Raw genomic sequence first — 13,268 nt, 5'->3', positions numbered from 1 at the left:
ATTGCCCGCAGGTATGGCGATCAGTCGCTGACGCCATACGACATCGATGTCAAGATGCCATTCGGCGTGCGTACCGTCACTGTCAACAGGCCGTTGCGCACGTTGTTCGGCTGACACGCGGTGCCGATCTGGGTCACGTCGCTGATCATCTGCACCGGATAGATCCAGTTCGCGGAACTGGCGCTGTCGATGCTGGGTACGACAAAGCTGGTGCCGCTGACGATGCTGCCATTGCTTGCCGAGAAGCTGATCGTCGTTCCCGCCGGCAACGGATTGCCGGGCAAGTCCAGCGCCTGCCCCGTGACGGCGGCACGATTCATGGCAAACACGGTGTCATTGCTGTCGCGGATGGCGAGCGGGAAGGTGTGAACCTTGTTCTCGAACACAGTGCCATCGACGCACTTGTCCAGATCGATGGTGGCAGCGCCCAAGGGCGTGAAACGCGCCGTGCTGCCGGACAGCACCTGCACCAGCGCCTGGCGTATATGCACGGTGTTGGCGGCCGTGGCATTGACGCTGGAGGCCGAACGCAGCACGCCGTTGTACTGCTTGTCGCCCACGGCATCCCAGCTGCCGCTGCCATTCGAATCGATATACGGTTCGCCATCGGCGCGCATGGCATTGCCCGTGCTGTAGGCGTCATCCTTGAAATTGGCATTGCGGCCAACAATGGCACGGTCATTGCGGAACGGCTCGCCCAGGTCGACATAGGTCTCGCCGTTCTCGAACAGATTGTTGCCATTCGTATCGGCAAAGCTTTCCTCGCCCAGGGCGTACGCCAGGATGGTCACGCGGGCGTCAAGCGGACGGGGATTGCCGGGGCAGAAACGCACGCTGCAGGAACCCGGTATGCCCTTCTGCGTGATCACCGTACCGTCCGTCAAGGTGGTGTTGACCAGGCCCGTCAGACAGGATGCATCGACGGTGCCGCCTTCGGCCGTGAAGCTGACGGCCGTGCCGTCGGGTACGGGATTGTGGAAATGGTCACCCAGGCGCGCCGTGATGGTGGCGCCCGTTGGCGCGGTGCAGCCGGCATATTCGGCGCCTTCCGTATTGAACATGGACGTGCTCAGGGTAAAGCTGTCCTGCTCGGGCACGCCAGTGGACACCACCAGCTGGTCCGACACCGTCGACAGGCTGGTGCCTTGCAGGGTGGCCGTGACACGAATCGGCGTGTTCACGGTGCCGGAAGCAACCGTGGTGCTGACGCTGCCGTCGGCGCCGCTGGTCGATTGCGCCGGATTGAGGCTCAGGCCGCCTGCCGTGGTATTGAGCGAAAAACTGACCGTTTTGCCGCTGACGGGATTGCCGTTCCTGTCGAGCACCTTGAAGGTGACGATGGACGACTCTTGCCGGCCCGCCCCGCCCGTGCCTTTCAGGGCGATGTTTTGCGGCAGTGCCGAGACAAAGCCGATCTGGCCGGCACTGGCCGTCTGCACTGTCAGGGTGCCTGTCTGGCTCAAGGTGGTGGCATTGAAGACGCTGCTGGCCGTGATCACGTCGGGCGCGCCGCAGCCCTTGTCGATGTACGAGGTGCTGGCCACGCCATTGACCGTATTCACGGGACTGCTGATGGCCGCCTTGCCGGCCGTAGCGCAAGGCGAGCTGAAGACGACAGACTGTACCGGCGCATACACGGCCGCGCCATTCATCACCGTCACGCTCAGGCCAGCCGTGCCGCCCGCCGACAGGGTTGCCGGCACGACGCCCACGCCGCCCAGGGTCAGGGTCGGGTAGACCACCGTGTAATTGATACCCGATGTCAACACGCTGCCATTCACCGTGGCGCTGGCCGTCAGCGCAAAAGCGCCGCTCTGGCTGCCGGCTGCGATGACGATGCTGGCCACGCCGTTCGCGTCCGTCAGGGCGCTGGCCGCACCCGGGGTGAAGCTGGCGCTCTTGTCGCTGCTGTTCAAGCTCAGCAAGACACCCGACAGCACCGCACCCTTGCCATCTTTCACGACGGCTTGCACGGTGGCGCTGTTGCCCGGGCTGACCGAAGTGGTCGTCTTGCCGGCCCCGTCTTTCAGGCTCAGCGCCAGGGTCGCCGGCACCGGAACGACTGGCGTCACGGGTGGCACCACGCAGCCGGGCAGGTTCGGATTGCGGCTCGGGTCCAAGGTGCTGCAATCGCTGCTGCCGGAACCGCCCCCACCACAGCCAGCCAGCAACGTCACTGCCGTGCCGGCAGCCAGACACAGCGCCCAGCGCGCCGACACACCGCTACTCATCAATCCAGACATGCACTTCTCCCTGTTATTTTGCTGCTGATCATGTGTTACTGCTATCTCGTTCAGGCCTGGTCGCGTCCCAGAATCAGGCGGATGCCGGCGCCGCGCCCCTGGCTGGCGACGGCCACCAGTTGCATCGCCTCCCCCCGCTGCGCCAGGGCTAGACGCAAGGCGCCGGCCTGGCGTGCGTGGCCGGGCGCGTACTGGATCTGGCTGCGTTCCTGGCGAAAACCGGGCTGGTTGCGCAGCCGGCTGACCGCCATGCCCCGCGCCTGCACGCGCAAGCGCACCTGCGCCGCCATGCCGCGTATGCCATTGCCATTGATGATTTCGATCTCGGCCAGCGCCTCCGGTGCGACGGCCACGGCTGGCGCGGCCGGCACCAACGCCAGCTGCGCCGCCTGTACCAGTTGCAAGTTATTGCGCGCCAGTGCCGTGCCGCCATCGCACGCCATGGCCTGCTCGAGCATGCCGGACGCTTGCGCCAGCTCCCCTTGCAGGTAATACACATAGCCGAGATTATTCAGGGGCTGGGCAGCCTCGGGAAAGTCGCGTACCAGCACCAGCAGCGCCGTGACAGCCTGTTCCAGCCGGCCCTGGCGCGCGTCGAGCACGGCCAGCGCATTGCGCGCCGCCAGTTGCTGCGGATCAAGGGCGATCGAGGCGGCAAAGGCTTCGGCGGCAAGCACAAGCTGGCCCCGTGCTTGGTAAAACTTGCCCAATTCAAAATACGTGGAGGCATTCTGGCCTGCGGAATGGCTGATGCGCTGGACGCCCTGTACCTGCCACTGCGGCGTAACGTGCGTGGCCGTACAGCCCTGCAGCAGGCACGCCAGCAGCCACCAGACAGGCAACCTGAACCAGCGCAGCGTCATACCCCTCCCATCGCCGGCAGCAGGGCGCGGCGGATCTGCAGCAGGGCAGGCCCCATGAGCACTACCAGCAAGGACGGAAAAATGAAGAAAATCAGGGGAAACAGCAGCTTGAGCGCAATCTTCGCCGCCGTTTCCTCGGCACGCTGGCGCCGTTTGGTGCGTAGCTCGTCCGACTGCACGCGCAAGGAAGCGGCGATGCTGGTGCCGAAACGCTCCGCCTGTATCAGCAGGGTCACCAACGCATCGACATCTTCCACGCCCGTGCGCAGGGCCAGGTTGCGCAAGGCCTTGTCCTTGGCGCTGCCGGCGCGCAGTTCCAGGGTCACCAATTGCAATTCTTCCGCCAAGATTTCACTTTTCATGCCGATTTCCTGCGCTACGCGCGCCAGCGCCGCATCCATGGCCAGACCCGCTTCGACGCAGACGGTCATCAAGTCCAGCGCATCGGGAAAGGTTTCGAAGATTTCGCGCTGCCGCTCTTTCAGGCAATGCTTGAGCCAGAAGTCGGGCAGGTAATAGCCGAGGGCCGCGGCCAGCACCAGCCACAGGAACAGGTTGTGCTCGCCGTGCCGCAGCAGCAGATAGGCCAGCAAGGGAAACAGCAGTGCCAGCCCCGTCTTGGCCGCGTAAAACAGCGCCGGCGCGGTGCTCTTGCGCCAGCCGGCATTAATGAAGCGGATGCGGATGGGCGATACTTCCCAGCCCTCTTCAGGCAAGGATAACTTGGCCAGCGGACGTGTCAGGCTGATCAGGTGGCCCAGCCAGCGCTGGTTCATCCGGCCAACCTTGCCGGTATCTATTTTCTGGACGTCCAGGGTATCGAGCCGCACTTGCACCGCGTTGCCCGCAAACAAGCGCGCCAGCACCAGGACGATGCCGAACACGATCAGGAACAGCACCACCAACAGTCCAATCTGCAAGCCGCTCATCGTGCCACCCTCTGTATAGTCAATTGCATCATTTCATGGCCTCACACGCGAATCCGGACAATCTTGCGGATGAAAAAGATGCCAATCACCAGCATGCCCAAGGCCATCGCCACCATCTTGCGGCCGCCGCTGTCCGTATACAACACGGAGAGGAACTCGGGGTTTGTCACCTGCATCATCAGCGCGGCGCCAAAGGGCAGCGAACCGAGCACCCAGGCCGACATGCGCCCCTCGGCCGACAGCACGCGCACCTGACCCATCAATTTAAGACGGTCGCGGATGATGGCGCTGATACTGTTTAGCAACTCCGTCAGATTGCCGCCCGTTTCACGCTGGATTAGCACGGCAATGACGAAATAGCGCAGGTCCGTGCTGGGCACGCGCGCTGCCAGGCCCGACAGGGCATCGGACATCGCCACGCCAAAATTGACTTCATCAAACACGGTGCGGAATTCATCGGCCAGGGGGCCCGTCATCTCGTCGCCGACCATTTTCAGGGCCGTGGGAAAGGCGTGGCCGGCGCGCATGGCGCGGCTCATCATGTCCAGCGTCTCGGGCAACTGCTGCTCGATGCGCACCAGCCGGCTGGCCTTGGCACGGGCCACGAGAAAGAAGGGCAGCGCAGCGCAGGCAAGACTCAACAGCAGACGCAAATACCAGGACAAGGGGCTGAGACCGCCCAGCAGCAGCCCCAGCAGCCAGCCCAGCAAGCAATAGCCGAGCAGCTTGCCCACATTCCAGTTTTTACCCGACTGCAGCAGCAAGCGGTCCAGCCATGGCACGCCGGGCAGTGCCTCCAGCAAGCCCTGTACGCCCGCATGCGAGCTGAGCTGCCGGTTCTTGGTGATCGACACGGTTTTCTGCGCGTCGTCGCTGGCCGTATTCATCGCGCGCAAGCGGCGCGCCACACGCCCGGCACCTGCGCCGCGCGACTGCAGGTTGAAGTAAACGGCGCCGACCAGCAGCATGACCGCCAGGAAGATCAACAGATACACCAGATACGAGAGATAAGCCATACCGCGTCAGCGCCCGGGGCCGGTCGGCTCGAAGACCGCGCTGGAAATGCCGATACCAAAACTCTTCAGGCGTTCCAGGAAATGGGGACGGATGCCGCTGGCCGAGAAATACCCGACGACCGCCCCGCTCTCCCCCACCCCCGTCTGCTTGAAGCTGAAGATTTCCTGCATCGTGATGACATCGCCCTCCATGCCCGTGATTTCCTGGATCGACGTGACCTTGCGCTTGCCGTCGATCAAGCGCGACACTTGCACCACCACCGATATGGCCGAGCTGATCTGCTGACGGATGGCCTTGCTGGGCAGGTTGGCGGCCGCCATGCTAATCATGTTTTCCAGGCGCGTAATGGCGTCGCGCGGGGTGTTGGCGTGGATGGTGGCCATCGAGCCTTCATGGCCCGTGTTCATTGCACCGAGCATGTCGAGCGCTTCGGCGCCGCGCACCTCGCCAAGGATGATGCGGTCGGGACGCATCCGCAGGGCATTGCGCACCAGCGCGCGCTGCGACACTTCCCCCTTGCCTTCGATATTCGGCGGGCGCGTTTCCAGGCGCACCACGTGCGGCTGCTGCAATTGCAGCTCGGCCGCGTCTTCCACCGTGACGATGCGTTCGGTGTGACCGATGAAGCCGGAAATCACGTTCAGCATGGTGGTCTTGCCGCTGCCCGTGCCGCCGGAAATGAGGATATTCATCTTCGCCTTGCCCAGGCCCTGCAGCACCTCGGCCATTTCGGCCGTCATGCTGGTATAGGCGACCAGGTCGGCCAGGCGCAGGGGATCGACGGAAAACCGCCGGATCGACATCACGGGTCCGTCGATGGCCAGCGGCGGGATGATGGCGTTGACGCGCGACCCATCGGGCAGGCGCGCATCGACCATGGGGCTCGATTCGTCGATGCGGCGACCCACGCGCGAGACGATCTTGTCGATGATCTTCATCAGATGGGCATCGTCATTGAACACGACATCGGTCAATTCCAGCTTGCCGCGCCGCTCGACATACACTTGCTTGTGGCCATTGACGAGAATATCCGACACGGTCGGGTCCGACAACAAGGTTTCCAGCGGGCCAAAACCGAGCATCTCGTTGCGGATGTCGCGCGTCAGGTTCTTGCGCTCGGCATCGTTGATGACCACGGCTTCTTCGTCGAGCAGGCGTTCGACCAGGCTGCGCAACTCATCGCGGATCTGTTCCTGCGTCAGCCGCTGCATGCTTTCCAGGTCGACGCGCTCGAGCAGCAGCGCGTGGATGCGCTGTTTCAGTTCGCGGTAGCTGCGGTTGTCGATGGACGGCGCGCGCTGCGGCGTCAGGGTGGCGATCTTGCCATTGCCGAGGCGCTCGCGGATCGACAGATTGGAAGCGGGAGAAGTTGCCATGAGAATTCCTGTTCGGGTGGTGTTAGGCGCGCCGCAGCACGCGGCTGAGCCAGCCCTGCGGCGCGGCTTCGACGCTGACGCCCGTCAGGCTGGCGGCAAACTCCTGCAGCGAGCGCGTGATGGGACTGTTTTTGTCCAGCTGCAAGATCGGCATGCCCTGGTTGACCGATGCGGCGGCCGACGCATAATGATTCGGCACCGTGCGGTCGATCGTGGTGCCATATGCCGCCTCCAGGTCCTGCAAGCGGATTTCGCCACCCTTGTCGTGCCGGTTGACAATCAGGCGCACCTTGTCCTTGTCGTATTCCAGCGAACGGAACATGCCCAGCAGGCGCTTGCCATCGCGGATGTACGGCAAGGTCGTTTGCAGGATGGGGAAAATCAGGTCCGCGTGGTCAAGCGCGCGCACGCTGACCGCATCGAGGTTGCGCCCCACGTCGAGCACCACGAAGTCATACTGACGCCGCGCCAGCTTGATGATGGCGTCGATATGTTCGGGCAGCACTTCGCTGGCATGGGCCGGGTCTTCCGGTGCCGCCAGGACGCTGAAATTGGGCAATACATTGAGCATGCTCGATGCAAGGAACGACGGGTCAAGGCGGTGGATGTCGCGCGTCACGTCGGCCAGGGTGGCCAGCGGCTTGCTCTCGGAAACAAACAGCGAGGCATCGCCGAAGTGCAGGTTCAGGTCCAGCAGGGCAACACGCTTGTGGCCGCTGGCCGCCAGGGCATAGCCGAGGTTGGTGGCGATGAAAGTGGCGCCGCTGCCGCCCTTGCAGGAAATGAAGGCCAGCACCTTGCCATTGCCATTGTCGCGCCGCTCGAGTTTTTCCTCGATGCGCTCGAGCGCCGGGTAAATGCTGGCGGCAGCGGCGGGCGACGGCAATACTTCGCGCACGCCGGCACGCATGGCTTGCAGCAGGAAGTCGGGCGAATGCTGCGGACACAGCAGGATGACGGCCAGGCGCGGAAACTGATTGCTCAGGCGCTCGATGGCGGCCAGGTCGGCGCCATCGTTGCCGGGCCGGTCGAACATCAGCACATCGGGCAGCTCTTGCGCCGAATACAGTTGCTCCAGCGGTCCGCTGCGCGCATCGACGTCGTCCGCCGGATTGCGGTTACCGACCAGGCGGCCCAGCTCGGCCAGTGCTTTTTCATCCCGGGATATGATGGCGATTTTCACGATATGCCTTGCCTGTTCTGTGATAACGGTGACATGTTCATTGGCGTCCGAGGCTGATCGTCATGGCGCCCGATTGCGGCACCGGCGCGCTGAACGACTTCTGGTACGCGTTGTAGCCCGCCACCGCCGCCTTGCCATCGAGGCCAGTCACCGGGTCGCGGTTCAGTCCCGCCTGCGGGTTGATCACTTGCTGGGCGCGCAGCAAATCGACGCTGCGGCCAAAGTTGCGGTCGAACTGCGGCGTGGTGGCGCAGCCGCTGGCGGCAAACGACGCCAGCAGCACGCACAGCAGGGGAAGAAATGGAGGACGCTGCATGCTCACTCTCCTATTGAATGTCGAAGCCGGTCGCCGCTGCGGCGCCCGGTTGTTTATCGGCCGCTGGCGGCGCCTTGGGATTGCCTTCCATCTTTCCTTGCAGGAAAAACTGCGCACGGCTAGGCGCCACATAGGCATCCGTCGGCAGCACGTAGTCGGCGGCCAGCGGTTTGACCAGGCGCGGCGTGATGATGAACACCAGTTCGGTGCGGTCAGTCTGGAAATCGCTGCTGCGGAACAAGGCGCCCAGCACGGGAATCTCGCCCAGCATCGGCAGCGCTTTGATATTCGTGGTCACGTTGTTCTTGATCAAGCCGCCGATGGCAAAGCTTTGGCCGTCGAACAATTGCACGGTAGTGGTGGCGCGCCGCGTGGTAAACGCCGGCAGGATGGCGCTGCCGGCGGTGCCGCCCGTGCTGATGCCGATGCCGTCCTTGTTGAGTTCCGACACTTCCGGCGCCACCTTCAGGTTGATGCGCCCGCCATCGAGCACGGTGGGCGTGAACTTGACGGCGATACCGAATTCCTTTTCTTCCAAGGTAATCTTGTTGGTGGCGCTGTCTTGCGAGACGGGAATGTAGATCTTGCCGCCGGCCAGGAAGCTGGCCTCCTGGCCGCTGATGGCCATGATGTTCGGTTCGGCAAGCACTTTCACGAGGCCGTCGCGCTTTTGCGCATCGAGCGTGAGGAAATTGCCGTTTTTACCGTTGAAACCATCGATCATGCTGGGGTTGCCGCTCAACAAGTTCGACAGAAAACTGTAGGTCCAGTTGCCGCTGCTGGCGCGCGCGCCGATGCTGGCGCCCAGTTGGTCGACGAGGGTTTTCGAGACCTCGGCGATTTTTACTTCCAGCATCACCTGCTGCGGTGCGGCGATGGTCAGCATATTGATCACGCTCACGCCGGCGGCGCCAGCACCGGTGGCACCTGCGGCACTGGCCACTGGCATCACACCCGCCGTGGCAACCGGTGCCGCCGCTTCGCCGGCGCCCCGCTGTGCGAACGCCGTGGCCATGGCCATGATCTGGCTGGCCTTGACGGCATCCGAGACCATGCCCGTCAGCACGATCGCGCCGCCGGCCGAGCTGGCCTTGAGATCTGTTTCACGGGGAAATACAAGCGCCAGTTGCGCCTGCAAGCCGTCGGCATCGACGCCGACCTCGATATCGACGATCACGGGACGGTGATCCTTGTCCCACAGAATCAGATTGGTGCTGCCCGGTGCCAGGCCCCAGATATACAGCTCGCTGGAACTGCCCAGCAGCCTGGCGCCCGCCACCTTCGGATCATTGACGGCGATCTGCGAGACGGCGCGCGTCAGGCTGCGCAAGGTCGACTTGCCAACGGACAAACGGATCGGCGGACCCAGCCGGGCGATATCGGCCCCCAGCGACAAGGGCGCTGCCGCTTCGGCCGTCTTACTGGCAGTCTCCGCCTTGCGCAAGGCTGGCGCGGCGCTGGCGCCGGGCTGCCACAGCAAGCTCGCCGTCAAGCCACTCAGGGCCAGGGCCAAGGTCAAGCGGGGCCTGACGATACGGGTACGAAATGAGGTCATCAACTATCCCTGGTTCTGAAATTTTTAAAATTGCTGGACACGCGTGTCCATGCCCGTGATCACTTTGACGCTCTCGGCCGGTGGTGCAGGAGCACGCGGCGCCTGCCGCGCTGGCGCTGGCGCAGCCGCGCGCGGTGCGGCGACGGGCACCAGCGGCTTGAGTCCCAGCAGCAATTCCTTGGTGGCGCCGCCCGTGTTGACGGGCGCCGGATCGCTCTGGTTGCGCAGCACCAGCGACAAGGCGCCCACACTGCGCGCCAGGTCGAGCTTTTCCACCTGGTCCGGCGTCAATTCCAGGGTCACGGCATTGACCACCTTGGGCTTGTTGTCATCGCGGTTCGATTCCTGCGCCACGGCCAGCACCAGTATGCGTTCAAGCACGATCTTGGAAATGGCCAGTTCGGCGCCACCGCTGGCCTTTGCACGGTCATCCTGGGTATTGACGAGGATGTCGACAAAGTTGCCAGGCAAGGCAAAGCCCGCCACCCCCACCACATCGTTGACGCGCACGGTCATGGCGCGCTTGCCATCGGCCACGATGGACGACAGGCCACCGGTCGTGCCCGGTGGCGCGAGCTTGCTTTCCAGCACCGGTTCGCCCAGGCTGATGGCCGTGCGCGTGATGCGCCCGTCGAGCGCCTTGCTGTCGGCAAAGGCGCCGGGCGGCTGCGCCCCTGCGGGCCAGTCCATGCTGCGCAACATGAGCGGATTGATCTTCGTGCCCACGCCGATATCGATCAGGGCCACGACGATCTTCTGGCTCGACGGCGTACTTTGACCGCCCATCCAGATCGCCGCCGTCAGCACGGCGGCACCGGCCAGCACCAAGGCCAGCAGCAACATGAGTAAAGCACGGGTATTTCGCATCGTTTTTCCTCTGACTTCAGCTTGATTTCGGTTCACGCCGCTCTTGCACGGCCATGTCATCGGCGCCCTGGCGCTGATTCGCGCCGGCAAAATAATTGTTCCAGGCCCAGTCCAGCACCTGCTCATTCAGTTGCGCCGCCGTGCCCTCGTAGCGGGCCAGGTCGCGTACCTGGCGCAGCAGATCGCGCGGATAACAGGCCAGCAAGGGCGTCGCGCCGCGCGCATGGCGCTGCAGCAGGAAGGCAAAGGCGGCCGTGTCGAACTCCACGCCATAGGTGGAGCACGTCTGGCGAAACACGGTTTCGTAGTGCGCTGCGCTGAGCGCCGGCACTTCGATCTTGTAGCCCAGACGGCGCAGGAAGGCCGCATCCGACAGGCGCTCGGGCAGGAAATTCGAGGAAAACACCACCACCACGTCGAACGGCACCTGGAAGGTGTAGCCGTTGTGCAGCGACAGGTAATCGATGGCGCGGTCCATGGGCACGATCCAGCGGTTCATCAGTTCCAGCGGCGAACAGCGCTGGCGCCCCAGGTCGTCGATGATGAAAATGCCGTTGTTGGCCTTCAGGTGCGGCGGCGCGCGGTACAGACGCGTCACGCTATCGAAGCGCAGGTCCAGCATTTCCAGGGTCAGCTCGCCGCCTGTCAGCACGGCCGGACGGCGCACGCCGCGCACCCAGCGCGCGTCGAGTTGCACGGCGCGCTCGATGCCGGCCGGTGCTTCCTGCTGCTGCGCCGCCGGCAAATGCAGCACCGGGTCATAAAAGGGCACGACTTCGCCATCGACCATGATGGCGTAAGGCAGGGCAATGGCTCCTTGCAGCAAGTCTTGCAGGCGTTCGGCCAGGTACGTCTTGCCGCTGCCGGCGGCGCCGTAAATGAAAATGGCGCGCCCGGAATTCATGGCCGCGCCCAGCTGGTCGAGCACGGCAGGATTGACCACCACGCCGTCGAAGCTGGTCTGTACTTGCGGGCGCGTGACATGCATGTTGGCCACGCTTTGCGCCGCCACCTGCGCATTGTAGGCAGCCAGCGGCACGGGGCATGGGCCCGCATAGGCATTGCGCGCCAGACACTCGATGGCGCGCTGGCGGCCGCTGTCCGTCAACTGGTAATGGATGTCGGCATCCGTGCCGCTGGCGCCGCGGCGCATGACTTCGCACATTTTTTCCTGCCGCATGAAGACGATCACGGGGTCGATCACGCCCAGGCCCAGCTTGACGTAGCCGGCCAGCTCGGGCAGGTGCAACTGTCCCCGCTGGAACAGCACCTTGACCAGCAGTTCGACCAGGAAAAAGAAGGGCAAGCCCGTCTCTTCGACGCTGCGTGGGGCACGCTGGGACGCTGGCGCGGCAAGCAGATCAGCAGGCATGGGCACAGGTGTAGAAGACGCCATGGATCATGCGAACCTTCCCAACTGGCCACTGGCGGCCAGCAGCAGGTAGAGTGAGGTGCCGCTGGCGATGGCGATGGCATAGGGCAATTGGCCGCTCGGCACGACTGGCACGTCGATATCGGGCCGCTGCGCCGCGATGGCACGCATGAAGCTGTTCAAGACCATGTGATAGCTATTGCTGCCAACCTGGCGCAAGGTGCCGTGAAAAGCGGCCACGGCCAGTGCCAGCACGCCGCCCGCGAGCAGGCTGGCCAGCAGGCAAAAGAAGACGGTCTGCGGGCCGACAAAGGCCCCCACCATCGCCATCAATTTCACGTCGCCAGCACCCAGCGCCTTGAGCGCATACATCGGCAGCAACAACGCCAGGCCCAGGGCCAGGCCGCCCAGGGCCGGCCAGACGCCGAGGGCGCCGGGCGTGGCCGTCAACAGGCCTGCACCGGCCGGCAACACTGCGTTAAGCAACAGTCCGGCCAGCGCGCCAGTCGACACCAGGCGATTCGGAATGCGGCGGCTGCGCACGTCATGGTACACGGCCAGCAGCAGCAAACCGGCCAGCAGGACTGCCGACGACCAGGTCAGGAAAAGATCGGTATACATGGGTTAATCGGTACGGGAAGCACGATGACTGAGGCACAAACAACAATGGCCCGGCGCCATACAAGCTGATCCGGGCCACCATCGGCGCGCGCCCGGAAGCGGGCACGACACCATTGCACGTGTGGCGATTACTAGGGCGCAGACTTCAGATTGGTCGATATTTTTGTAAACACCGCACCCAGATCGGTGCCCACGGCTTTTACGAGGCCAACGATTGCAACCGCGATCAGTGCGGCGATCAGGCCATATTCGATTGCGGTCACGCCATCTTCTTCAGCGATAAAATTTTTGATGAAATTCATGATTAATCCATTCGGAGTAAGTGTTAACAACGTCATGTGGGACTGCTGATGCAAGCAGTAAATTGATCACTTATAAACCCTTGCATATAGCCAGCAGCGCAAGCAGGAACACCACGGCCATCAGCGACAGCAGCAAAGCATGTTCGAAAAATGAGTTACCACTTTGATCTTGCAAGAAATACGCAAGCTCACCCGTCCCAGCATCGTTCAAGCACATTTCCAGCTCCTGTCACCGTTCGCATTTTCAGTCTGGCTAACTCAGCGACAATCACCGATTGCTGATAACGGTATTGTATGGAAAGACACATTGATACCAATCAGACAAAAGTCATTTTATTGCCGGTACAAAAGAGCCTTTTTTCCTACATGGCATCAGTACATTTGTACTGACATCAGCATTCCTGGGGCGCCGCAAGCCCGTTCTTCACCGCGTACACATACAGTTCCAGGCGGTTGGCAACGTCCAGCTTGTTGTAAATCGACGTCAAGTGGTTACGTGTTTAGAATTGGGTGATCATATTCCTATTCGCAGCTTGCCCTACTTCAAAGCCAGGCGCCTGTTGAGTACACTGTTGATTCCTGTCACCTCACCGCCAGCGCCATGACCCAAGCCCTTCACAGCCG

The 13,268-nt window shown here is 63.0% G+C and carries 13 protein-coding genes; all 13 read right to left on the bottom strand.

Features of this window, described 5'->3' with window-relative positions; genetic code table 11:
* Positions 1-20: 20 nt before the first annotated feature.
* Positions 21-2,243, bottom strand: coding sequence for an Ig-like domain-containing protein (locus tag CSZ94_RS16450; RefSeq protein WP_146009816.1), 2,223 nt, complete (start codon positions 2,241-2,243; stop codon positions 21-23).
* A gap of 50 nt (positions 2,244-2,293) precedes the next feature.
* Positions 2,294-3,106, bottom strand: a complete 813-nt coding sequence (locus tag CSZ94_RS16445; RefSeq protein WP_102122496.1) for a LytR C-terminal domain-containing protein — start codon at positions 3,104-3,106, stop codon at positions 2,294-2,296.
* Entirely contained in the window at positions 3,103-4,035 is a 933-nt protein-coding gene (locus CSZ94_RS16440; protein ID WP_102122495.1) for a type II secretion system F family protein, read from the bottom strand. Before CSZ94_RS16440 ends, CSZ94_RS16445 begins: the two co-directional genes overlap by 4 nt.
* 41 nt (positions 4,036-4,076) lie before the next feature.
* The gene (locus tag CSZ94_RS16435; protein ID WP_102122494.1) at positions 4,077-5,051 is read right to left on the bottom strand and encodes a type II secretion system F family protein; all 975 of its coding nucleotides are present in this window, start codon (positions 5,049-5,051) and stop codon (positions 4,077-4,079) included.
* A gap of 6 nt (positions 5,052-5,057) precedes the next feature.
* Positions 5,058-6,404 carry a CpaF family protein gene (locus CSZ94_RS16430; protein ID WP_102122527.1) on the bottom strand — a complete coding sequence of 449 codons (1,347 nt, stop codon included), beginning with the start codon at positions 6,402-6,404 and terminating at the stop codon, positions 5,058-5,060.
* 46 nt (positions 6,405-6,450) lie between these two features.
* Positions 6,451-7,611, bottom strand: coding sequence for an AAA family ATPase (locus CSZ94_RS16425; RefSeq protein ID WP_102122493.1), 1,161 nt, complete (start codon positions 7,609-7,611; stop codon positions 6,451-6,453).
* Positions 7,612-7,648: 37 nt separating this feature from the next.
* Positions 7,649-7,927: a pilus assembly protein gene (locus CSZ94_RS16420; protein ID WP_102122492.1), complete on the bottom strand. Its 279-nt coding sequence runs from the start codon at positions 7,925-7,927 to the stop codon at positions 7,649-7,651.
* Between the two features lie 10 nt (positions 7,928-7,937).
* Positions 7,938-9,482 (bottom strand): type II and III secretion system protein family protein, encoded by a 1,545-nt coding sequence (locus tag CSZ94_RS16415; RefSeq protein ID WP_102122491.1) that lies wholly within the window; start codon positions 9,480-9,482, stop codon positions 7,938-7,940.
* A gap of 24 nt (positions 9,483-9,506) precedes the next feature.
* On the bottom strand, positions 9,507-10,349 hold the full coding sequence (gene cpaB / locus CSZ94_RS16410) for a Flp pilus assembly protein CpaB (RefSeq protein ID WP_102122490.1): 843 nt from the start codon (positions 10,347-10,349) through the stop codon (positions 9,507-9,509).
* 16 nt (positions 10,350-10,365) lie between these two features.
* Positions 10,366-11,721, bottom strand: coding sequence for an ATP-binding protein (locus CSZ94_RS16405; protein WP_180977507.1), 1,356 nt, complete (start codon positions 11,719-11,721; stop codon positions 10,366-10,368).
* A gap of 27 nt (positions 11,722-11,748) precedes the next feature.
* Positions 11,749-12,342 carry an A24 family peptidase gene (locus tag CSZ94_RS16400; RefSeq protein WP_102122488.1) on the bottom strand — a complete coding sequence of 198 codons (594 nt, stop codon included), beginning with the start codon at positions 12,340-12,342 and terminating at the stop codon, positions 11,749-11,751.
* 131 nt (positions 12,343-12,473) lie between these two features.
* Positions 12,474-12,644, bottom strand: a complete 171-nt coding sequence (locus CSZ94_RS16395) for a Flp family type IVb pilin (RefSeq protein ID WP_102122487.1) — start codon at positions 12,642-12,644, stop codon at positions 12,474-12,476.
* 70 nt (positions 12,645-12,714) lie between these two features.
* Complete coding sequence (locus CSZ94_RS28040; protein WP_180977506.1) at positions 12,715-12,861, bottom strand: hypothetical protein; 147 nt, start codon at positions 12,859-12,861, stop codon at positions 12,715-12,717.
* Between the last annotated feature and the right edge of the window lie 407 nt (positions 12,862-13,268).

This window comes from Janthinobacterium sp. ROICE36 (assembly GCF_002869965.1).
Taxonomy (GTDB): Bacteria; Pseudomonadota; Gammaproteobacteria; order Burkholderiales; family Burkholderiaceae_D; genus Janthinobacterium.
This window is presented reverse-complemented; position numbering and strand designations above follow the sequence as displayed.